At 35.4% G+C, this 22,297-nt stretch carries 19 protein-coding genes and 1 pseudogene; 4 read left to right on the top strand and 16 right to left on the bottom strand.

Annotation, left to right across the window (positions count from 1 at the left end; all coding sequences use genetic code 11):
- Positions 1 to 396: 396 nt before the first annotated feature.
- Positions 397 to 6,834, bottom strand: a complete 6,438-nt coding sequence (locus tag WMO38_RS00100) for a pectinesterase family protein (RefSeq protein WP_349160863.1) — start codon at positions 6,832 to 6,834, stop codon at positions 397 to 399.
- A 274-nt stretch (positions 6,835 to 7,108) separates the two neighbouring features.
- Between WMO38_RS00100 and WMO38_RS00095 the strand changes: the two genes are divergently transcribed.
- Positions 7,109 to 8,257, top strand: coding sequence for a helix-turn-helix transcriptional regulator (locus tag WMO38_RS00095; RefSeq protein WP_349160861.1), 1,149 nt, complete (start codon positions 7,109 to 7,111; stop codon positions 8,255 to 8,257).
- 166 nt (positions 8,258 to 8,423) lie between these two features.
- On the opposite strand, the gene WMO38_RS00090 is transcribed toward WMO38_RS00095, so the two are convergent.
- From WMO38_RS00090 to WMO38_RS00065, 6 genes are all read right to left on the bottom strand, one after another.
- Positions 8,424 to 9,743 (bottom strand): sensor histidine kinase, encoded by a 1,320-nt coding sequence (locus WMO38_RS00090; protein WP_349160859.1) that lies wholly within the window; start codon positions 9,741 to 9,743, stop codon positions 8,424 to 8,426.
- The gene (locus WMO38_RS00085) at positions 9,740 to 10,393 is read right to left on the bottom strand and encodes a response regulator transcription factor (protein WP_349160857.1); all 654 of its coding nucleotides are present in this window, start codon (positions 10,391 to 10,393) and stop codon (positions 9,740 to 9,742) included. The genes WMO38_RS00090 and WMO38_RS00085 overlap by 4 nt, the downstream gene beginning before the upstream one ends.
- Positions 10,394 to 10,490: 97 nt before the next feature.
- Entirely contained in the window at positions 10,491 to 11,867 is a 1,377-nt protein-coding gene (locus tag WMO38_RS00080; protein ID WP_349160856.1) for an ABC transporter permease, read from the bottom strand.
- Entirely contained in the window at positions 11,867 to 12,523 is a 657-nt protein-coding gene (locus WMO38_RS00075) for an ABC transporter ATP-binding protein (protein ID WP_118265486.1), read from the bottom strand. The genes WMO38_RS00080 and WMO38_RS00075 overlap by 1 nt, the downstream gene beginning before the upstream one ends.
- Before the next feature lie 9 nt (positions 12,524 to 12,532).
- Positions 12,533 to 13,807: an ABC transporter permease gene (locus WMO38_RS00070; RefSeq protein WP_349160854.1), complete on the bottom strand. Its 1,275-nt coding sequence runs from the start codon at positions 13,805 to 13,807 to the stop codon at positions 12,533 to 12,535.
- A gap of 516 nt (positions 13,808 to 14,323) precedes the next feature.
- Positions 14,324 to 14,662: a hypothetical protein gene (locus tag WMO38_RS00065; protein WP_117684373.1), complete on the bottom strand. Its 339-nt coding sequence runs from the start codon at positions 14,660 to 14,662 to the stop codon at positions 14,324 to 14,326.
- A 305-nt stretch (positions 14,663 to 14,967) separates the two neighbouring features.
- Here WMO38_RS00065 and WMO38_RS00060 point away from each other — a divergent pair, with 305 nt between their 5' ends.
- Complete coding sequence (locus tag WMO38_RS00060) at positions 14,968 to 15,207, top strand: DUF6061 family protein (RefSeq protein ID WP_349160852.1); 240 nt, start codon at positions 14,968 to 14,970, stop codon at positions 15,205 to 15,207.
- Positions 15,208 to 15,282: 75 nt separating this feature from the next.
- Here WMO38_RS00060 and WMO38_RS00055 read toward each other — a convergent pair whose 3' ends face one another.
- Positions 15,283 to 16,473 carry an MFS transporter gene (locus WMO38_RS00055; RefSeq protein WP_186837513.1) on the bottom strand — a complete coding sequence of 397 codons (1,191 nt, stop codon included), beginning with the start codon at positions 16,471 to 16,473 and terminating at the stop codon, positions 15,283 to 15,285.
- Positions 16,473 to 16,694, bottom strand: coding sequence for a hypothetical protein (locus WMO38_RS00050; protein ID WP_117963126.1), 222 nt, complete (start codon positions 16,692 to 16,694; stop codon positions 16,473 to 16,475). The genes WMO38_RS00055 and WMO38_RS00050 overlap by 1 nt, the downstream gene beginning before the upstream one ends.
- A 134-nt stretch (positions 16,695 to 16,828) precedes the next feature.
- On the opposite strand from WMO38_RS00050, the pseudogene WMO38_RS00045 reads away from it, so the two are divergent.
- Both WMO38_RS00045 and WMO38_RS15270 read left to right on the top strand, forming a co-directional pair.
- Positions 16,829 to 16,903, top strand: a pseudogene (locus WMO38_RS00045) (GyrI-like domain-containing protein); the annotation flags it as partial.
- A gap of 53 nt (positions 16,904 to 16,956) precedes the next feature.
- Positions 16,957 to 17,382 (top strand): hypothetical protein, encoded by a 426-nt coding sequence (locus WMO38_RS15270; RefSeq protein WP_435390966.1) that lies wholly within the window; start codon positions 16,957 to 16,959, stop codon positions 17,380 to 17,382.
- A gap of 24 nt (positions 17,383 to 17,406) precedes the next feature.
- On the opposite strand, the gene WMO38_RS00035 is transcribed toward WMO38_RS15270, so the two are convergent.
- From WMO38_RS00035 to WMO38_RS00005, 7 genes are all read right to left on the bottom strand, one after another.
- Positions 17,407 to 18,300, bottom strand: a complete 894-nt coding sequence (locus WMO38_RS00035) for an AraC family transcriptional regulator (protein ID WP_186837512.1) — start codon at positions 18,298 to 18,300, stop codon at positions 17,407 to 17,409.
- A gap of 49 nt (positions 18,301 to 18,349) precedes the next feature.
- Complete coding sequence (locus WMO38_RS00030; protein WP_349160850.1) at positions 18,350 to 19,165, bottom strand: class I SAM-dependent methyltransferase; 816 nt, start codon at positions 19,163 to 19,165, stop codon at positions 18,350 to 18,352.
- A 309-nt stretch (positions 19,166 to 19,474) separates the two neighbouring features.
- Entirely contained in the window at positions 19,475 to 19,918 is a 444-nt protein-coding gene (locus tag WMO38_RS00025) for a GNAT family N-acetyltransferase (protein WP_349160848.1), read from the bottom strand.
- A gap of 25 nt (positions 19,919 to 19,943) precedes the next feature.
- Complete coding sequence (locus WMO38_RS00020; RefSeq protein ID WP_186837510.1) at positions 19,944 to 20,852, bottom strand: radical SAM mobile pair protein B; 909 nt, start codon at positions 20,850 to 20,852, stop codon at positions 19,944 to 19,946.
- On the bottom strand, positions 20,840 to 21,529 hold the full coding sequence (locus WMO38_RS00015; protein ID WP_186837509.1) for a radical SAM mobile pair protein A: 690 nt from the start codon (positions 21,527 to 21,529) through the stop codon (positions 20,840 to 20,842). Before WMO38_RS00015 ends, WMO38_RS00020 begins: the two co-directional genes overlap by 13 nt.
- Positions 21,526 to 21,963, bottom strand: a complete 438-nt coding sequence (locus WMO38_RS00010) for a radical SAM mobile pair system MarR family transcriptional regulator (RefSeq protein ID WP_015567822.1) — start codon at positions 21,961 to 21,963, stop codon at positions 21,526 to 21,528. Before WMO38_RS00010 ends, WMO38_RS00015 begins: the two co-directional genes overlap by 4 nt.
- A gap of 115 nt (positions 21,964 to 22,078) precedes the next feature.
- Positions 22,079 to 22,297, bottom strand: a 219-nt coding sequence (locus WMO38_RS00005) for a DUF2651 family protein (RefSeq protein ID WP_349160846.1), incomplete at its 5' end; no start/stop codon positions are given.

Here is a 22,297-nt window from a genome sequence, read left to right as displayed (position 1 = left end):
CTATGCATTACCACTTTCATATTGAGGATTAGATTCTTTTGTTTCCAACGGAATCAACCTCCTTTTAACAACTGTGACACTTTGTATTGTGTTTTATGTTGTTTCCTTTTTGTAATTGTATAGTAACACCCCTTTGTGCATTTGTCAACACTTTTTTAAAATATTTTTCATATTTTTTTATTTTTTATCTCATTGCACACTTTTATTTTTTAATTGTGTTTAAATTGTATTATTTTCAGACTTTTTTGAAATTATAAATTTATGCTCATCACAACATAAATGCCCCTTTCCGTGCATTAAGTGATTTCGTTGCCTCACTTACCTGCCCGAAAAGGAGCATATTGTTTTTATTCATCAGAGCTGATTACACAAATAATTTTTTCGTATAATTATTAATTACTCTTCGTCTTTTCTGCGTTTTTTGCCTGTAAGTGCTAAGCCTGCACCAAGTGATGCTATAGCTGCACTTAATGCATACCATAATGAGAAGCCTCTTTCACCTGTTGCAACAGATTCTTCTGTCTTAGACTGCTCATTATCAGATTCATCATTATTATTATCTCCTGTTGTTCCCTGGCTGTTTCCGCCGTTTCCGTTTGAATCACCTGTTCCCGGTGTTGGAGTTGGAGCCGGTGTCGGAGTTGGAGCCGGTGTCGGCGTTGGATCCGGTGTCGGCGTCGGGTCCGGTGTCGGTGTTGGTGTCGGCGTTGGGCCTGGTGTTGGGTCTGGTGTTGCTGCCTCAAGATTTGCAATCGCTGTGGTGATATCTGCTTCAAGCTTATCTGCATCTGCCTGAGTTGCATTTTCTCTGTCAAGTGCTTTTGCTGCTAAAAGTGCAGCCTTAACCGCTCTGAAATCTTTATTATCAGCTTCCCTGAGTGCTTCCGCACGGCTTATAGCCGCATCAAGCTTTTTGAAATCTACCTGTTCAACTACATTTTCAGCTATATAATTCTTAGACAAATCAGCATATGTTGCAAGTGCATCCCATGCTGTGGCAAATGCTGAACCCGCACCTGACTCTCTTGCAAATACTCCGTTTACCGTAAGAGCTTCACCCTGTGCTTTGCTCAACTGTCTTCTGTCTGTATTTACTGCAAATCCCGGACCATATGACTGATATTCATAGAACTGTGCTGCTTTGTATGAATTATCACCCATGTCTGTATATCCTGCTGTTTTTATATGACTGTCCATAAAGCAGTTTACATATGTAACGCAGGCGTTTGATCTCCATGGTCTTCCAAGTGTCACCTTATTGTCGGCAACAGACGAATTCTTTTTTAATAACCTTGAATTAATAAATACATATCCTGTTGAACGTGTACTTTCCGTACTTGCTGCCGTTACATGACCTTCTCCGTTTGCAACTATATCACAATCATCAAATACAGCCTGTGCACTTCCGAATATCCAGTCTACATTTCCTTCAATATAACAATTTCTGAAATACTGACGGTTGCCGCCATCTGCCTGCAATGTATCCTGCCATCCTGTAAGTCTTACATTGTTAAATATAAGCTTATCTGCTCTTGTAAGCATTGCAACAGCCATTTTTCCCTCGATTGTTTCATTCGGATAATCAAATGTATTGGCAACTGTTATATTTTCAAGACTTACATTATTTGCTGTTTTTTCAATAGTAAGAGAAGCACTTCCTGATGTTCCGTATGTCTTTCCTGTATCAGGATTTACCGTTCCTGCCGCAACATTATATTCAAGCACTGTCTTCTCGCTGTCTTCACCAATTATAGTAATATACGGAGTAGTAACAGTTATCTTTTCATGGTACTTTCCATTCTTTACAAAAATAACAACATTTTCTTTGTTATCCGCAGGTACTGACGCAACTGCTTCAGCTATTGTAGCATATACAGGTTTTGTCTGTCCGTCATCAGCCTGTGCAGATGCTTTTGCTGCTGCATTGGCATCAACAAGAATGTCATAATCAGTAAGTTTCACAAAATTAAAGTTCTTATATGTCTTAACGCCTGATTCGCTTGTAAATACAACCTTTACTTCATTTCTTCCGTCTGCAAGCGGAATTTCAGCTGATACGCTTTCGTTTGCAGCCGTTTTCTTTGATGTAAGTTCACTGCCGTTTACTGTAATGCTGACATTTCCTGCCTCATTATATGAGAACTTAATATTTGCGTTTCCTTCCGTAACAGTATCATTTGACTTTTCCGCAACCTTAATAGCTGCTGCCTTTGAGCCAAACATATACTCACCCGTATGGCCCTTTGTTGCCATAATAGAAACAGGTGATGATGGATTACTCTCATTATCTGCTCCAACAGCCGTAACCTTGTAGAAATAAGGTACTTCGTTTTCTGCCGTAGTATCCGTATATGAAAGACCTGTAGCTGTTCCAATCTGTGTATAGCCATCATTTCTGCTCTCTGAGCGGTAAACCTTATAACTTACGGCTTCTGTAACTGCTTTCCACGTAATTGTGTTTGAAGCATCTCCCGATTTTGCACCAATCGTAGGTGACTGCATAGGAAGAACATATTTAACGCTTTGTGATTCTATTGAATTAGTAACAGTTTCTCCGCAGACACCTGTAATTCTGAACTTATACGAACCTGATTTTGAAGGCTTATATGTGTATGATGTATCTGCTGTTGTGTCAAGTTCTGTATATGCACCGTCATTTTCTGAAACTTCAACACGGTATTTACCGTCAATCTGTGCACCCTCACCTGTCCATGATACACTTATAGATGAACGGTCATCTGATACAACAGGCGTTTCAACTCCCGTAACCGTAGGTGCTGTTCCTGCGTCTTTATAGAAATCTTTCTGGTCATACAAAACCTTTCCACTTGCGTCTTTTGCAACCCAGTTCGTAATTTCCACATCGGCACCGACTATCGCAAGTCCGTACTGTACGGCATCATCTGCAGTAAGAGTCATGTCAGCCCACTTAAATTCTTTTGAAGCCTTGTATGTTTCTTTTCCTGTCGCATCTACAAGAAGCGGTTTCTGAAGACTTTCAAATTCTGCCTTGTATCCTTTTGCTGTTCTTGTAAATGTCACATTATATTTATTATTAGTAATAACTTCATACTTAGGTGAACCGTTTCCGGCATTTCCAGTTGATTTCATCCAGTAACCTGAAAGTGCATCTGTTCCGACACTTGAATCATATCCCCTGAAACCGAGTGATGCAAACGCATAACTTCCGCTTGTCTTAAATGCTCCGACAAATACGCCTGCTGTCTTACCTGCCTCTCCTGTTATTGAATAATTTGTCACTTTCAAAGTCATAGACATTGATGTGAGCGAATCATCCTGAGGTAAAACAAGATAACTTGTGTTAAGGCCCTCTGTATCCTTTGTTTTGGAAATATAACCCTCTTTTGCACTCTGATTTGCTTTCATAACAGAACCGACACCTGTAACTTTTAGCATATCAGAGCCGACAACAGTTGGTTTGAACGTATTAACATTGTTCTGGTCGTATAATGTATTGCCTTCACTGTCCGTAAGCATAATATCCGATACTGTAATATCAGCACTGTTAATCGCAATACCAAACTGTGCTGCCTTATCGGTTGTAAGATACGCCTCTGATGACTTAAATGTCTTTTCATATACCGTACTGCCGCCTTCTTCTTTATAAGAAGCATAGTATACGCCGCTTCGTTTTTCTATTGTAACTTCATATGTTGCATTTTCATTTAAAGTATTCTTAGGACCTCCGTTTCCGGCATTTCCATCCTTTGTGGAATCTGACGAATTTGCTTTAATCCAATACGGAGAAACCGCATTATTATCACCTGTTCCCCTGAATCCGATTGAATTATACAGATAATCTCCCTTTGTCTGGAATGCTCCGACATACGCACCTGAACTCTTACCATTTTTAAATGAGTTCACTTTCAATTTAAGTGTCATCTTAGATGCACCATCTGATGAAGGGAATAACAAATATGATACATTGCTTCCCTCATTGCCTTTCTTTGAAACCATACTGCTTGATTCCGCTGTCTGGCTTATTGTCATTGATGTGCCATCTTCCTTAACAGTAAGATTTGCTGTGTCACCATAAGTCTGTAATGTATACTCTATATTTTCCTTTTTATCTGCTGCTGCATTAATTACAACAGTGCCTGATGCAGGTATTTTTTCAGCAGGTATTACAACATTTCCTGTTTCTTTGTCATATGTGTAATCTGACTGTGCAAGTTCTTTGCCTGCTGCCGTTATCTTAATGCTCTCAGGAAGATTATATCCGTCATCACTCACAAGTTTTGCAGTGAAATCCTGACCTGCTGCCGCATAACCTTCACCCTTTGTTGTAATATGTGTAAGCTCGTAATTTACATATGTAAATTCCTTATTTATCTGAATATTAGAAAACTTTGCCGTGCTGAGATTGTTTATTTTATTTGCTGCCTTATTTCCATCAACCGCAAATCCCACATAAATCTCATCTGCCATGTCAATAGTCTTTGAACCGACTGTTATCCATGTATTTCCGTCATCTGATGCATAACCTGTAAATGTATTTCCTATTCTTACAAGCTTAAACCATGTTCCGTTAAATGTTGCACCTGTTTTATAATGCAGGTCTCTTACAAGTGGAATTCCTGCTTTCTGTGCTGCTGCAGGTGTATCTATTGTCTCGGAAATCTTTGTAATCTTTCCGTTGGTCTTCTCACGGCTGGCAAGATATGTTGACCATGTTGTCTCATTGCTTATCTTAACCATAGACATACCAAGTGCGGCTGTCTTAGAGCCAGTGTCAAGAGTTTCCCTGAACATTACACCTGTAAATACATGATTGTCAACAAGTGTTGAAGAATCCATTTTGGCAACGATTTCGCAGTCTCCGTTTGTTTTAATATATGTATACTGGAAATCATCTGTTGCATCGTTCGCATATTTGCTTCCTGATACGCTTCCCTCACTTGAGCCTAGTTTTCCTGAACCTTTTACCGTAAGAACTCCGTCCGTAAGGCTTGCACTTCCGGCTACTTCCGGGCGTCCGATGTCTTTACTTGTCCATTCTCCGCTTCCTGCAGTGCTGTTGACATGAATCTTTTTTACAGATGACTGTGTCTGGTTTCCGTCATTATCATAAGCTCTTACAGTAATGCTATATGTTCCATCAGTAAGTCCTTTATATTCGCATGTGTAAGGTGCCTCTGTCGATGTTCCGACAAGCTTGTCACCATTATAAAATTCTACTTTTGCGATATTTCCGCCGTTATTTGCCTTAGCTGTAGCAGTTACTTTTACTGTGTCACCCTCATTATACTGTGTGTTTTCCGCAATATCTGTTTCAACATCAGGGTTTGGTGCAGTATAATCCGATTTTTCAACATTTTCAACAAGACCGTTAAAATATTCCTCAACATAAGCATATCCCGTTGACGGATTTATTTTCTTTGAATCTGCTGCATCATTAGGATTAAGTCCATGTGCCGTCTCCCATGTATCTGGAATACCATCCATATCAGTATCAAAATCCTCTGCTCTTGAAATCGTCTGTGCAGGATAACCGCCAACTTCATCTTCTGTATTGATATATCTGCCTGTGTCATTTCGTGTCTCTGCAACAACCCTTGCATCGATTGCGTCACGGTAAGGATATGTTGCACCCGCTTTTGTAAGCACAGATTCATAACAATCCTTTGCGTCAACTACAGTTGCACTTGCAAAACCTTCGGCTGTATATGGCGTATTGGCAACTTCTGTCTTATTTGCCCCCGATGTTGCACCTGACATCTTTTCCCCCTTGGAATTGTCTGCCGTTACGGCTGCATTTCCTTCCATATAATTGCCGTTTACGTAGAAACCGCCCGGTTTTGTTGACTCACCCATATCTATGAGCTGGTTAAATACTGTTTCTCTTGTACCGATTCCGGCTTTGAGATAATTATTTATGTAATTGGTATACGCATATCCGCCGCCATAGCATGTATTATATCCCCAGTTATAAAGCACATTGTTGCTAATCTGCAATGTTGCTGTGCTTCCGCCGTCCTTTGTAGGGTCACCCATGCAGCCGCCGCCAACTCGCGGATTTCTTGATGTATGGTTAGCCATAAGGTTATTGCTGAATAACACATTATCGCCGCCGAAAATACCGCCGTATCCGTGACGTCCCTTTGAGTGTCCGGAAACAGTAAGACTCTCGGAAATAATACACCACTGAACCGTACCGTCTTTACCTCTGTAAGTTGAAACCGTCTCATCTGTATTCCAACTGAATGAACAGTGGTCGATAATAAATGTTTTATTGTCCCTGCCCCAGAGTGCATCCATAGAATCACCGCCTGTATGTACATTGGCAGCACCCGGTCTGAATCTCATGTATCTTATGATAAGATTTTCCGAATTGCTTATATCCGTGTCATAACCTGACAGTGTAATTCCGTCTCCAGGAGCTGTCTGTCCCGCAAGTGTTATGTTCTTTCTGCCTGCAAATGTAAGCCTCTGTTTAAGTGCAATTGTACCGCCCACATTAAATACAATCATTGTACCGCCGTTATTCTTGGCTGCTTCCTCTATTCCATATCTTAATGAACCCTCTACAGGCTTATCATTTCTTCCGTAATCTTCAAGATTTGTTACGACATAAACGTCATATCCTCGTCCACCTGTTGCATATCTTCCACCGCCTTCTGCTCCCGCAAATGCAAGAAGTTTGTTATTTTCTGCTCCATATGCAAAAATCCCCGTCGGAAGTGACATTCCCGATGTTGCCATAAGAGCCGCCATCATTACCGCTGTTGCTCTTGTAGCTTTGGCTTTTCCTGACTTTGCACGTGATTTTTTCATTTTTCTCCGCTGCTCACGATTTTCAAATTCGTTACCCACTATTTTTACCTCCTGAAAATATTACCCTTGTGAATTGTTGTAAAAAGAGTGTAAAAACTTCCCTTAATTTACAAAATAATCATAATATTTTCACATTTTATTTTAAAGATACAATAGAATTTAATGTAAAAAGTACCCTTATATAATTCTTTTTTATAAAAGTGCTTTATAAAACCTTGCATTCAGACTGTTAATGGCTTATGATAAAAGAGCATGATACATTTTTTCATCTTGACAAATGTATCTTCACGCACAGAATCAGGGAGGTCTGCTTATGGACAACAGTGTAATTATCAACGGATTTATTCATCAGCTTTTTACAAAAAATGAAATCTTCACAGACGCAGAATGTCTTGATATTCTGCATACATATTTCAAGCTGCCGCTTTATACGATTGCAGCTTTCGCTCCCGATACCAAAAACAATAACTGCTCGTACCAGCACGACGTAATCTCCTTTATTCCCGAATATGCATCCGGCTGCCGTGATTGTTTCGTATGGTTTTACCGCACCGAAAATCACGAACTTCTGCTGATTTTTAATCACAATGAAAATTTTAATATTAAAAATTGTATCACCGGCATATACAATTATTTTTCAAAAAGATACAACTGCCGTACTCTGTGGGGAATAAGCCGCCCATGCGGAAATTTTTCGGAATTTATATTTGCAAAAAAAGAGGCACTTACATGCCTTTTTAATACAATGCAGGAAAAAGATTTATATATTATGCAGTATGACGATTACATTTCATTCACAGAATCGGATTCATTTACACATTACTATCCCGATACTGCTGCAAATCTGCTTATAAATGCAGTCAAATACAATAATAATTCGGCTTTGGAATTTGTCATGCAGATTCTTTTTGATGAAAATGTAATAATCCGTTCTCTTGACACATCAGAAATGTTAAAACTGCACCACAGCATAATGGCAAGCCTTATGACACTTAATCCGGCAAAAAACAATTTTCAGGATATTATATTAAAATTCAGTCAGGATATGTCAGAACTGCAAAACAATCCAAAACAGTATTTTGCCCTTCTTACAGAGACATGCCGCCAAATAAGCCTTGCATTGAATTCTCACAGAATTTTGCGAAAAAAACTTCCTATTAATGAAGTTAAAATTTACATGGCGGAGAATTTCAGCAACCCGAATCTTAATCTCGCTTGTACAGCAAGACAGTTTGACGTTTCTGAAGGATACCTCTCGTCATGTTTTAAGGAAGCGGCAGGCATATGCTTTGCGGACCACCTTGAAAATATCCGCATTAAAAAAGCATGCGAACTTCTTGCCTCTTCCGATAAAACCATTGTCGAAATTGCGGAAAAAACAGGCTACAACAGCGTGTATTCTTTCAGGCGTGCTTTCAAACGTATGATGCACAAAAGCCCATCGGATTACAGGGGAAAATAAAATATAATTCAAATTCTATTTGATAATACTTCCCATTCTCTTCATTGTATGCCAACAGCAATAATTTCCCGCCTTTATAGACCGAGCCATCAATATAGTAATGAATTTCTCCATCCCATCTGCCACTGTGATATTTTTCAATAACTATTGCAAAATTATATGTTGTTTAAGAAAATATTTTAATTTTAAAGATAAAAAATTCTTCATCCTGCAATGCTTTATATTCTATATTGTAATTATTCAGGATATTACTTACAATATATAAACCTAATCCATTACTATTTTCCTTATTTAAATCAAATTTAACATCAAATATTTTATCCATATTCGAAATTTTATTGTTACCGTATGAATTCTCTATATATAACCAATCATTAACTATCCCAATATTAATTACCCCATTTACATCAGTATATTTTACCGCATTACTAATCAAATTAGATAGAATGATCTTTAAAGCTGTTTTTCCTATATAAATATTCTCATCTAATATATAATTATTGACAGTTATTTTCTTTTGATTTGCTAATATTTCATACTTTTTTAATACGTCTTCTAATGTATCATTTATTTTCAAATATTCTTCATCATTATTCAAATTTTCTATAGAATGAACTGATAATATTTGAGAAATGTTTTTTGTTAAACTGTCAACGATTTCAATACATTCATTAATATAAATATCTCTTTGTTTATATTTTCCAATATTGTATTTCATGTTTTCCAGTATTATTTTAAGACTAGCAAGAGGAGTTTTAAGTTCATGGGATGCACCTTTAAAAAAGTCATATTTTAACTTTTCTAATTTTAAAATTTCTTTATTTTTAAATTCCAAATCGTCAATTGTTCTTAATAAAGTAGAATACAAATCATTAATTTGTTGTTTTAATTCTCCAACCTCATCATTAGAGCTAACTTTTAAACGCGTTTTTTTATCCAGTTTCATCATTTTATCAGTAACAATTTTTATTTCTTGTAAATTATTTTTTATTGATTTTGCATAAATTAAAGAAATAATAGCAGAAAATAAAATTGATATTAATAATGAATATGGTAAAAATTTAAGGCTTAAATTTTTCGCATCTTTTTGCATATCAGCTGTAGAAACAAATTGTAGATTTATTTTTTTTCCATCATCAAGCTTTATTTCTCTTTCTTCAATTATCAAAGAATTACTATCACTTTCTAAATTAACATTTATATTATCTTTGATTTGTATTTCATTCTTATTATTTTCTTCTTTTATAAATGCTTTTATTTCACTACTTTTAGAATATAGTTCCAACGTTTGTTCTATATATTTTATTTCTTTTCCATTCATATTACTAGAAATTTCATTTGCAATATTATGAATCTTTTCTTTTCTCGTCTCCAAATATGTTTTAGGAAAGATAAAAAAAACTAATGAATGAACTAATATAATTATTATTCCAAGAACAGAAAATATTTGTATGAACATTTTGGGAAATATCTTTAATTTTTTCATTTTCTCTCCAATTTATATCCTACATTTCTTACAGTAGTTATGCAGTCTAATTGTAATTTTTTTCTAAGTTCTTTTATATATACATCTATTACTCGATCATAAGGAGTTTCTTCACTATCTTTCCATACATAATCAATAATTTGCATTCTTGTTAACACTTGTCCATTATTATCCAATAAACATTTTAATACTTCTAGTTCTTTTGCATTTACATCTATTTCTTCACCATTTATTTTAGCTGTATAGCTATTAAAATTAACCGTTAGATTCTTATATTCAAACTTCTCTAAATGTCCATAATTCTTCTTAATTAAAGAATCTATTCTAGCCTTTAAGACCGGCAATGAAAATGGCTTTTCTACATATCCATCTGCTAAATTAGAAAATGCATCAATTTTATATTCTTCATCACTAAATGCCGTCAAGATTAGAATTGGTAAATTGCTTTTCTTTCTAATTTCTTTCAACACTTCTAAACCATTTATAAAAGGTATCTGTATGTCTAAGATAACCAAATTTATATCGCTATTAAATTTTGTCAAGGCTTCTCTTCCATCTTTAGCTTGAATAACAGTATATCCAAATTCTGAAAGATATTCACTTATTCCCTCTCTTATCATATTATCATCTTCAACAGTTAATATTTTCATATATACCTCCACTTAAGCCTATACACTTATATTATACAGCATATTATTTGATATTTAAAAGCCAAAAAATTTTTGGTGCTAAAAAGCACCAAAAATTTTAATTATTGTCAATTAATAATTCTTTTGGATTCCTTCTTAATATATTGAATGAAGAAATAATCAATGATACAAGAAGTACTAAACTCATAAATATAACTACATAAATTATGAATTTAGGTAATACATTTATATCTAAACTTGATAATGTCTTGTTAAATCCTTCAGCTTCTGCCCCACCACCTAATTGGCTAGATGCAGATTGTCTAGCTATTTGTTTAGCTATATCACCAGTAACCTTATTCAATATATTATTCCCAAGCTTATCAGCTGTATACCTAGCTAAGAAATAAGAACCAACGTACGCAGGGATTGATATAAATACCATCTCAATTAGGAATTGACCAAAAATTTCTAATTTTGATATACCTAATGATAATAATACTGCTATTTCTTTCTTTCTGGCATTCATCCATAATAATAATAATAATGAAACTACAACTCCTGCAAATATTAATGAGCCAACAAATAATTTATTTGAAATTGAGTAGATACCTGATATAGATTGTTGTAATGCAGGGTAATTTGATGAACTTTTAATCAAATTATATTCTCTCCAATTTATATCTAATTTCCCAAGATCTTTTATTACACTATCAAGATTCTTATCACCTTTTACAAAGAATGTTGCATCCTGGTATACAGCTGTATCTTCTGTATTACCATAAACTTTAGCAGCTGTATGAACATCAGTGATTAATGTATTTTCGTATAGTTCTTGTGCTGCACTTACTCCACCGCTATTATGCCCATCGAATAGACCTTTAATTTCTACTTCTACTGTTTCATCTGCACCTTTCTCATTATCAGCATCAAATAAATTAGATTTTATTTTTATCTTATCTCCAACTTTAAGATTATTTTTTTCAGCTAAATCTTTATGCATTAAGATTTTATTTTTATCTTCATTTTCTAAATGCTTTCCTTCTACTAATTTATATGCTCCTGATACAAATTTTGTTTCTTTTGATGAGTCGTTAACCCCAGTTAACATAACTGTTCTTTTGAAATTCTTCGCTCTTTTAGGTGATTGATTCGCAAGAGTCTCTTTAGTTTCAATAATATCATAATCAACTAAATCTGCAACACTGTTTATTCTTTTTACATAGGAGTCTATACTATCTGTTTGAGCTATCTTTTTAATATCTTCACCTTTTACATTTCCTCCACCTCTAGGTGTTCCTGGATTTACTTGTCTATTTATCTCCATAGAAAAACTATTTGTTATATTAGCAAATGTTTCTTTTGAAGCTCTGTCCGTAGCATCTTTAATAGATAAACTTATAAGACTTAAAGTTGACATAGCCAAAATAACTAACATAATAATTATTGATTTTAAGCTTTTTCTAGTTACATAAGCAAATGCATTTTTTATCATTATTCAACCTCCAAATTCATTTTATTTACTTTTTTTAACTTTTTACCACTTAGTTCTAAAATGATATCCGCAGAATCTGATACTTCCTTACTGTGTGTTACAACTATTACACATTTATTTCTATCTTTAGCTAATGTCTTTAATATATTAATTATTTCTCCGGCAGTAACACTATCCAGATTACCAGTAGGCTCATCAGCTAGTATTATTGGAGCATCTGATACCAATGCTCTAGCAATAGCTACTCTTTGTTGCTGTCCACCAGATAATTTCATAACATTTCTTTTTATTTGTTTTTTATCTAAGCCTAGTTCAAACAAGATACTTTCATCTGCTGATTTATTCACTAATCTAATATTTTCAATCGGCGATAAATAATCTATTAAATTATAGTTTTGAAATACTAAAGATATATTATTTTTTCTATGATTACTATATCCTTTCTTTTGTATATCTTCATTCTTAAACAATATTTGTCCTGTTTGAGGTTTATCGAGTCCAGCAAGTAAGGAAAGAAGTGTAGATTTTCCTGCTCCTGACTTTCCTACTATCGCATAAAACTTCCCAAGTTCAAATTTTTGATTTACTCCTGACAAAACTTTTTCTTTAGAATTGGCATAACTATATGATACATTCTTTATTTCTAATATTTCCATCATTTTCTCCTAACTTATTTTTGATAATATTTCTTTAGGCTTCTTGATTAATATTAATGAAGAAGCAAATACAACTGATAAAACAATAATACTTATTAATATTAAATAACTTTGTCCAAGTGTTGTAATATTTAACATAAAACTATCATTTATTAAACTTCCACCAGAAATCATTGAGTCCTCTGAGTTAACAATTCCACCTGCAATTACTTTTAGTAATACATTTCCTAAAAATAAGGAAGATATTATACTTGGTATCGATATGAATAATAACTCGAATATAAATTGCATTATAATATGTATCTTAGATGTTCCAATAGATAAAAATATACCTATTTCATAAATTCTTTCTCTTAACCATAGAATCAAGATTAATGAAAGAACAACCATCCCACCTAACATAATAGAATAAGTCATTATTTTTATTATGTGTTTTATTCCACTCACTGACTCCAAAGACTCTTCAAACGCATTAGAATCTTTTTCAACAAAATACTTTGACTCATCAATTTTAAGCTCTTTCAATTTGTTTAAGGCTAAGTCTGTAGATTCTGCACTACCAGAATACATTAAAATTTTATTTGCAATTTTATTATTATCTGATTTATTTAATATCTCTTGGCTTGTTGAATAATCTACAAACACCATATTTTCGCTAAAATCAGAAGATAGCCCTGTATATGTTTCATGTTTTTTACCAGAAAAGATCCCTATAATTTTAAATTTATGACTTTTCATTTTTCCACTTTTTTCAATATCTAATAATTCAAGATCAACTTCATCACCTAATTTTAGATTGTTTTGTTTAGCAAATTCTTCATGAACAATAATTGAATCCTTATCATTTTCTCCTATATTTTTACCTTCTTTAATTGTAAATACTCCACTACTAAATAAAATATTTCTTTTAGTATTATTTGTAGCTTCGAGTGAAACAACATTCTTAAATTCGTCAGATAAGTCTTCTCTATTTATTCTTTGTTCTCCGCTAACTACTTTAGCATCTTTTAGTTTTGCTAATCCATCATATTGAATTATTTTTTCTTCAATTTCTTTTATTTTTTCAATATCTTTAAATTCATTAACATTAAAATAGTTACCATCTTTTCTTGTTATTGATATTGAAGAATTAGAACTTTCATATAAAGCCTTTTCTATTTCATCGCTTGATTTCATTATTGTTAAACAAGAATACAAGCAAGAAAGAACTATAGTTAATATGATAAAAATTATTAAAGTTCTATTTCTCTTTCTTGTAATATATGCTATAGCATTTTTTATCACTTTCCTAACTACTCCTTTCTATTTTCTTACTCCATAACTAATTGCATCTACTGGACAAGCATTTTTACATAAATTATTCCTCCTTTATTTTTTACACAATAGCATTTTATAGCTACTTTCAATAACATTCTACACACCTTTTATGAAACGTTGATGAAATATAATTTTTTATTTTTCCAAACTATGGTATAATAATATAAGCATTATGTTTAAAATTGTTCTTACACGATTAGTATATGAACAAGCACAGTAAGTGTACGGACACTTACGAAAAAATTGATGAAGCAGCACTTCGGGATCTGCTTCTTTTTTTATTGCTGTAGATACTACATGTTTGTTTGTGATAACTACAGGAACATTCTTGAGATTTTCTATCCATGCGGTGTCCTCCTTGCAAAAAGATGATTTCTAATTACAAGGGCCGCTTTAGCTACATCTAGAAATAAATCAGTAGCTAAAGTGCTTGTAATCCTGTTATTAAATTATTTATGAGTCAGACAAACTTGAAGTTTCCATTTATTTCTTTTTGCGGTATTTGGGTTCAATACCTACTACATACGCTACCATAGCCGCAATACTAATAAGCATTGCACCCAATATAGGTATAATAATCAAACCCGAATTCTGCCCATCTAATAAAGGCAATCCAATTAACGTAAACAAAACACCATACACGCACCACAATATGCCCAAAGCACGATTATAGCCTTTCACATCTTCTATGGGTGCTACCTCAGCATTTGCCCAAAAACCGAAAGGTTTTGCTTTCTTGGAATTAAAATCATAAATGCCCATTACAATAAATAATACGCCGATTATTACCCAAATAACAAATGCTATTAATCTTCCTTCCATAATATGTATCCTTTCTTTGTAGTTCTGTAAATTCCGATTGTATAATCACTTAATTTAAGGGTTTCATTAGCTGTTATATTTTATTAATAAACTCCCCGCTAACCCTTATAAACACTAACTTTTCTGTAGGTGAGCTTTCCCTTAGGTATTCCCTTGTGTTATATCGTTTCACAAGGCTTTACGAACCCTCGTAAGGGAAAAAATAAGGGAAGCAAAATCGCATAACACATTATAGCATAATATGAACGGACTGTGTGAACTGCTTGAAATGCTTTTTGAATTTTACAGAAAAGAGGATTGGTTTAATGAACATAATATATGCAGATTACAACATTTATCATAACAGCATTGATATATGCACTTATGCCGGATATATTCTTCGGATTGATTGTGCAAAGGCAGAGGAAGGATTAAAGACAACACCTAATTCAGAGTGTGCCTTGAATGCTTTGGCAATAGACAATCCTGTGAAGTATGCTCGACTTTATCTTGACGGCACTATGCAGATGTGGATAGATGTGGAAGATTCGTTGGAACTATGGTAAATAATTCTTAAGTCAAAACAAGCACCAAATGACATTACAAGTCATTTGGTGCTTGTTTTATAGATTCCATAACAGCTATTTCTGCTTATTCGCATTGTGGTTCATTATATTGAATAAAAATAGCATAAAACACAACGTAATCGGAAACAGGAGTCCAATGCGCATGCCCACATGAATACTACCTCCAAACATGTCCGCAACCCTTCCTACAATGGCTGGACCTATGCTTCCTCCAAGATCACCTGCCATTGCTAAAAGTGCAAACATTGCAGTTCCTCCTGTTGGAAATGCCTTGGAAGAGATGCTGATTGTACCGGGCCACATGATTCCTACAGAAAACCCACATACAATACATCCAGCAAGTCCAATGATCGGATTTTCTGAAAATGACGCTAATAAATAACATACAAAACATAAGATACCGGAACCAATCATAAATCTGTTTAGTTTCATTTTATCACCGGCTTTTCCAAACAACACTCGTGAAATTCCCATCGTCACAGCAAACATACAAGGTCCGGCAATATCTCCCACTGCCTTTGAAAAGCCTAGGGCTGATTCTGCGTACGCAGATGCCCATTGTGCCATTGCAAGCTCCGATGCCCCGGAACAGACCATCATCACAATGGCAATCAGGAACATGGAATTTGAAAATAATTTTCTGATTCCCATTCCCTGTCCTTCCTCTACTAATGATTCAATCGGACAAGTTGCAAAATTAATAATATTGATAGCAGGAATTAATGCAAAAATAACAGCAAGCCATTTCCAGCTGCCAATTCCAAATAGCAGAAAGAAAACGGTCGAAACAAGTATAGTTCCAACTGCTCCCCAACAGTAAAAGGAATGCAGAAGGCTCATAGTAGCCTCCTTGTTCTCAAACGGACATGCTTCCACAATAGGACTTCCTAAAACCTCGATTAAGCCACTTCCAATCGCATACAAAATGACACTTATAATAATACCAATAAACGGAGATGGAATTATTTCCGGTAAAAATGCCAAACCTACAAGGCCTGCAGCCGAACATACTTCAGAAGCAACAATGCATACTCTATATCCAATTTTGTCCACGTACTTGGCACAAAACAAATCTACCAAAAGCTGTGTAAAGAAAAAGGATGTTGATATCATAGCAATGTTTCCAAGTGAAATATTGTAATCTGTATGAAATTTTAGAAATAGTAAAGGTGCAAAATTCGCAGCAACTGCCTGCGTAATAAATCCCAAATAACACGCCAATTTTGTCTTTTTATAATTCTTCATCATTTTTCCTCAACTCTCTTTGTTGTTATTCTTAGATAATGCTCATCTCCACACCAAACACTTCCCTCATAGAACGCACCTAAGTATCTTGGTTCACAATTCACTATAAATGACTTTTCAATAAGCATTAACATAAATTCATTTACCTGTTCCTCATTATCTAAAATGATAGAAATACATTCTTTTTCATCACATAAACCAAATTCAACCTGTGCATACATTTATCTTCTCCTTACGGCTAAATAGAACTATATAGCAATTTTGTTTATTTTTCACTATATAATATCGCAATTATGCTGTATAATATCGTAAAAACCACACGTCTGATGTTAAAATTGAAATTTTGGAGATTATTATGGCTTTTGATTTTAAGAAAGAATTTAAAGAATTTTATATGCCTAAGAATAAACCAGAGATTGTAAATGTACCTAACAAACGCAAAACCAACTATCATACCCATCTCATTTTTCCGAGAGGGAACTGTTGCCGGAATCCATAGAAAAGATTGCGACACGTAATATGTTCTACAATGAACATGGAAAACATGTTCGCACTAAAAAAGAGATACTGGATGATAGTGGGAATATCCGCAAAGGTTGTAAGATAGTTAAAAAAGGAGAAGCCTATGAGCGTACCTTATTTACTGCCAAGAACAAGCTGATTAAGCAGGAAAATTTTCTGGATGAGGCAAAACTCTTCTATACTGACCTTATTAATCTTCTCATAGTAGTATCGACGCCAGGCATTGCGATTGTTCCAACTGTTGAAAATAAAGAGGTTACAGAACCGCACAAACCGCAGATACCACCAAAAGCAACCTTTGAAGAAAGATTACGGATATATCAAAGAGAAGCTGACCAGCAGCATACACAAAGGAATTACCATAGCAGAGATAAAGGGGCGAGATAAGTCGCCCTTTTTTCGTCGGATAATTCATTTTTTTACGTTTCTATACTCTGTAGGAGTTAATGAATACATTCTCTTAAATGTTTTACAGAAATAATCTGTATTACTGAATCCAGTTTCTATTGAAATGGCACTTACTTTTTTTTCTGTATTGGTAAGAAGTAATGCTGCCTTCCTTAACCTGTAGCATATCAGATAGTTGACAGGAGATGTATTCAGTACATTACGAAACAAATTCAAAGCAGTACTGATACTCACTTCCCCAACTTTGGCAATATCCAAAAGAGAAATGCTTTCAGGGTAATTCGAATGTATAAACTGCATCATCATTTGTAACCGTGCAAGTGAGGAAGAATTCACATTTTGCGTTTCTGGGTAACAAATAACATTTGTAGTTATGAGTGCCCATATCTTTTGTAATTGAACAGATATTTGTAGTTCATTTATTTCACCTCTGCTAAACTGTATAAGCTTTTGCATTTCAGACAAAATTTCTTTCTGCCATTCCTGTGAGGAAGAAAAAATGTAATAACCCAAAGATGAGTTCAGAAAGGGTAACACAAATTTCTGATAGATTAAACTTTCTTTCGGAGCAATCAGGGACGGAAGAAAGAGAAAATTTGGAATTACAGCGTCATTTTCGGAATGCATTTTATGAACAACTTTGGAATTAATAAATATTCCCTGTCCCTCGGACATGTCAAAATTATCTTCTCCTACATTAAAGTGAACTATACCGGATTCGATATATACAAATTCAAATTCGGTATGCCAATGCCAGTCAATACAGTTAAAATCATAATCGGTTATGTTTTCATCATAGAGTTTGTATGGAAAAAGATGAATCCCATGTAAAGCAGTTTCCATCAGTGTATCATCGGTTTTTATACTTACAAGCTTTTTCTTTTCTTTCTGCGACATGGCAGTCCCCTCCTGAACAATCTGTTTTCATTCACGTATAAAGACTCTTTCACATGCTTTGTTCGTCCTTTTCAAATATCAGAATCTTCTGCGTAACCTTTTTTGCAATCGGTAATAATGCCAAAAGTCTGTATGCAGATGAAAATAACTCCATGCCACGAAGAATATTATCATCTTTTATTTTATGATACCCTGTTGTCATATTCCCAAGGTCTTCAAAATGATCTGCACCGAAGACAAATTTTGAGCCTGTTTGCTGTATGGATTTTTCTATTCCTTCTTTCTTTACCCATGCCTTTGCCAGACACTCCATAAGAATACAGGCATTATCAAAGTTGTCCTTTATTATTTTTAATATCTTACCGTTTCCTTCTGCTGTCAGATACATTGATAATCCTTCAATGATAAAAAGCATTTTCCCCCTCACTTTTACTTCTTTTGACCATGCAGGGTCAAGTGCAAAAATTCCTATCGTAGAAACACGTCCTGATTCCTCGAAAATCTGATTGCGGATTGCTATCGTTTCTGGCAGGTCCAGATTGTACCAGGTGATTTTACCATTATCCATGCGATAAAATCTCGTATCCAGACCACAGGCAATATTAACCACCGTACAATAAGGATTTTTCTCTATAAAATTCTTTACTAATTCATCAAAAACTACCGTTCTGGCAATTACCCCTTTCCTCATCGTAGAATCCCTAGCCGCTGTAGAAAAATCATAATCAATTTTGTCGACTAATTCTACCGCCTTTGCATCATAGAATTTATTATGTTTACTTTTGGAATATCGGGCTCTGGCATAAAAGCTCTGGAGCATTGTCTCAGCACTGCCACTGATAGTAGGTTTTATTCTTTCACTCATACATTTACCTTTTTTGCAATATAATTAGTTTCAGCTAACTTGATTGTAACACATTTTATGAAAATAAACAATTCAAATTGACGTGTCTGTCCTCAATCATTTTGTCCGGTCTCAACTGAGCCAGATGCAACTGAACAAAACATAATTCCACACGAATCAAAATTGGTCTACTGGATCAATTATTGATATGCAAGGCAAAAGAAAGACAGAAAGCTCATATTTACTCTCTGTCCCTTCTTACTGTTTTTCTTCTTAATTCAATATGATGTCACCTTTGGGACAGTCCCCATAAACTTCTTAAACTGGAAGTTATAAACATCTTTGCAAATATACCATATCTATTAACTGTACACCACACTCATAAATTGGGTGGTCATAATTGTCCGTAAAGAAATTCGGAATATTGTGCGAACGGACAAATCCGCATTTTTCATAAAACGGTACGGTCAACGGGCTGTCACCTGTTCCAACCTGCAAAATAGAATATTCATCTGCATATTTACTTGCAAGGAAGTCAATTAATGCTTTGCCATAGCCCTTTCCCTGATTTTCCGGATCAACTGCGATATTCTTGATTTCAAGTATTTCGTTACCTTCATCGGTGACAACACATTCAGCTTTTACATCATTATCTTCAAGCACATACATAGTACCTTTTTCAAGATAGCGATCAATCATATTTTCCTGCTCATCAGCTAATAGCAATAAGGATATAAACTGCTTTTTATTCTCATTCACTTCTCGTATTTTCATATCCATTACTCCGTCAAATTGGAATTTATCGATTTCTTTTTCCGGTATTCTCTGTCCCACGGATTTCCTCATGATAGAAATAATCTACGATCACCGGATGCCCCTGCGGGACTCTGCCATAAGGCATTTCATTATCCACAAAGGCACAATCATACTTCTTAGCCATTTTCTCAGCTTTTACTTCAAGTGCTTCAAAGTAGCTGCGGTTATGCTTGTTATAGATCTCGTCGTAAAGTGGTACAAGATCAGGATATTGTCCGGCGATATAATCCATAATTGTCTTTTTGAAACCGCCTCGAAGATTGAGATTTTCGAGCCAGAACAGATCGCACTGATCCTTTACCCGCTCAAAGATCGCTTCAAAGTCCGTGATACCGGGAAATACCGGGGATACGAAACAGACTGTACGGATCCCTGCTTCATATACCTGCTTCATAGCAGCGATACGACGCTCAATGCTTGAGGCAGAGTCCATATCGTTCTTGAAATTTTCATCCAGCGTGTTGATCGACCATGAAACGGTCACTCGTCCAAGCTTTTTCAGCAGATCAATATCCCGTACCACAAGATCAGACTTTGTGCAGATCAGAATATCTGCGTCACTGCCGATCAGCTGCTCCAGAAGTTTTCTGGTATTCCCGAATTGCTCCTCCTGTGGATTGTAGCCATCTGTCACAGAACCGATGACCACCCGCTGTCCGGCATATTTCTTCGGATTTTTAATTTCCGGCCAATGCTTCACATCAAGGAAAGTGCCCCATTCCTCCTTGTGCCCGGTAAAGCGCTTCATAAAAGAAGCATAGCAATACTTGCAGGCATGTGTACAGCCCACATAGGGATTGACCGAGTAACCGCCTACCGGCAGACTAGACTTAGTCATGATGTTCTTTGTTTCCACCTCACGAATGAGGATTCCATTTATTACTTCTTCCATGATTTCTGTACCTCTAACACTTTATTAAATTCTTCCGGCATTTCCTGAATCATATTTTCATCCCCTATGATAGGGACAAGGTCTTCCTTCATAAACACCGGAATGCCGAGCTTATGTGCCTGGTCCGCCAGAGACCATGCCCATTCCGGCTCCGTATGAATCTTCCTGTTCTGAGCTCCGGTCATGGTGCCGACAACGATCCAATTGATTCCGGAAAGGTCAACTGTGCCGGGATCGTCGAATAACGGCTCAAAGGTAACATGGTAATGTTTTGCTCTGACGTTTTTCCGAAGGGCGTCGATACGCCACAGTTCTGCTTTCCTCGTCACCGTAACGCCAAACCATGCGTTTTCCAGATCGGTATCAAAATCCAGCAAATCAGGTCGCTTGGTAAGGAACAGGAACTGATGCTGCGGATTTTCACGGATCTTTGCAAGTACCTCGTCTCTCCATTCCGGCTTCCATCCGGAGAGATCGCTCATCCCGGTAAGAAGAAAGTTCTGCGGACGTTTCTTTTCCATCATCTTGAGCTTACCCGGAAAGAATTCAGGGTCAGCGAAGTCATCAATCATATGCCAGCGTTTCACGTTGTTGCGGGCATAGCAATATGTACACCCCACTGTGCAGCCGATGACAATATTCATGTTCTGAATCTGATCTTTGATACAAATACTCATGACTTCTGCCACTCCTCAAGATTCTTTCTGATGCGGTCGAGGCATTCCTCAAACCGGGTAATTTCTTCCTCCGAAAAACCTTTGTAGTAAATACTGCCCATCTCATCAGATACAGAATCGTACTCGCCCTTTAAGGCATGTGCTTTCTCAGTCAGAAACAGAAGTGTTTTCCTTTTGTCCGTTTTAGACTGAACACGGCTTATCAGCCCTTGATTTTCCATTCTTTCCAGCATCGTAGTAAGAGATGTTATCGCTAATCCGCATTTAGTCGAGAGTGACCTGATTGAGATACCATCCTCTTGCCACAGCACATAAAGAATACGTCCCTGGGCTCCATTAAACGCATCAATATTCTTTTCACTGAGAATCTTCTCAAAAATCCGGTCTCCAAGCTGTTTTATTTTGGTGACAAGAAATCCTCCATTCATTTCCATACAAAAGCTCCTATATAGTAGTTTATTAAAAACATACTATATAGGAGCTTTATTGTCAAGAGTTTATATGTCTTAATAGGTAAATTCCGTTTTTTTCAATTCTCCAAATTGGAAGTTATCTTTTTCCTAATGGCAATGCTATTAAATTTCCCAATAATGCAATAACAGCATATCCAACTACATAAACCCATGCACTTGAGTTATAAAATATAAATATAGATGGTACAAACATTATTGCTACAATCAAAATATACCAAAAGTTAAAACCATTCCTAATCCCATAAAAAACAGAGGTTATTAAACATATTAGAGGAATAATTACTAACATAACAAT

Origin of the sequence: Lachnospira hominis (ex Hitch et al. 2025), assembly GCF_040096395.1 — a bacterium.
Taxonomy (GTDB): Bacteria; Bacillota; Clostridia; order Lachnospirales; family Lachnospiraceae; genus Lachnospira; species Lachnospira hominis.
This window is presented reverse-complemented; position numbering and strand designations above follow the sequence as displayed.

Excerpts from the sequence above, each read along its gene's own strand:
- WMO38_RS00090 (WP_349160859.1), bottom strand. The coding sequence starts at position 9,743 with ATGAAAAAATTAAAGATATTTCCCAAAATGTTCATACAAATATTTTCT.
- WMO38_RS00095 (WP_349160861.1), top strand. The coding sequence starts at position 7,109 with ATGGACAACAGTGTAATTATCAACGGATTTATTCATCAGCTTTTTACA.
- WMO38_RS00050 (WP_117963126.1), bottom strand. The coding sequence starts at position 16,694 with ATGTATGCACAGGTTGAATTTGGTTTATGTGATGAAAAAGAATGTATT.
- WMO38_RS00015 (WP_186837509.1), bottom strand. The coding sequence starts at position 21,529 with ATGAGTATTTGTATCAAAGATCAGATTCAGAACATGAATATTGTCATC.
- WMO38_RS00020 (WP_186837510.1), bottom strand. The coding sequence starts at position 20,852 with ATGGAAGAAGTAATAAATGGAATCCTCATTCGTGAGGTGGAAACAAAG.
- WMO38_RS00075 (WP_118265486.1), bottom strand. The coding sequence starts at position 12,523 with ATGGAAATATTAGAAATAAAGAATGTATCATATAGTTATGCCAATTCT.
- WMO38_RS00035 (WP_186837512.1), bottom strand. The coding sequence starts at position 18,300 with ATGTCGCAGAAAGAAAAGAAAAAGCTTGTAAGTATAAAAACCGATGAT.
- WMO38_RS00080 (WP_349160856.1), bottom strand. The coding sequence starts at position 11,867 with ATGATAAAAAATGCATTTGCTTATGTAACTAGAAAAAGCTTAAAATCA.
- WMO38_RS00065 (WP_117684373.1), bottom strand. The coding sequence starts at position 14,662 with ATGGAAGGAAGATTAATAGCATTTGTTATTTGGGTAATAATCGGCGTA.
- WMO38_RS00010 (WP_015567822.1), bottom strand. The coding sequence starts at position 21,963 with ATGGAAATGAATGGAGGATTTCTTGTCACCAAAATAAAACAGCTTGGA.
- WMO38_RS00025 (WP_349160848.1), bottom strand. The coding sequence starts at position 19,918 with ATGAAAATACGAGAAGTGAATGAGAATAAAAAGCAGTTTATATCCTTA.
- WMO38_RS00085 (WP_349160857.1), bottom strand. The coding sequence starts at position 10,393 with ATGAAAATATTAACTGTTGAAGATGATAATATGATAAGAGAGGGAATA.
- WMO38_RS00030 (WP_349160850.1), bottom strand. The coding sequence starts at position 19,165 with ATGAGTGAAAGAATAAAACCTACTATCAGTGGCAGTGCTGAGACAATG.
- WMO38_RS00060 (WP_349160852.1), top strand. The coding sequence starts at position 14,968 with ATGAACATAATATATGCAGATTACAACATTTATCATAACAGCATTGAT.
- WMO38_RS00055 (WP_186837513.1), bottom strand. The coding sequence starts at position 16,473 with ATGAAGAATTATAAAAAGACAAAATTGGCGTGTTATTTGGGATTTATT.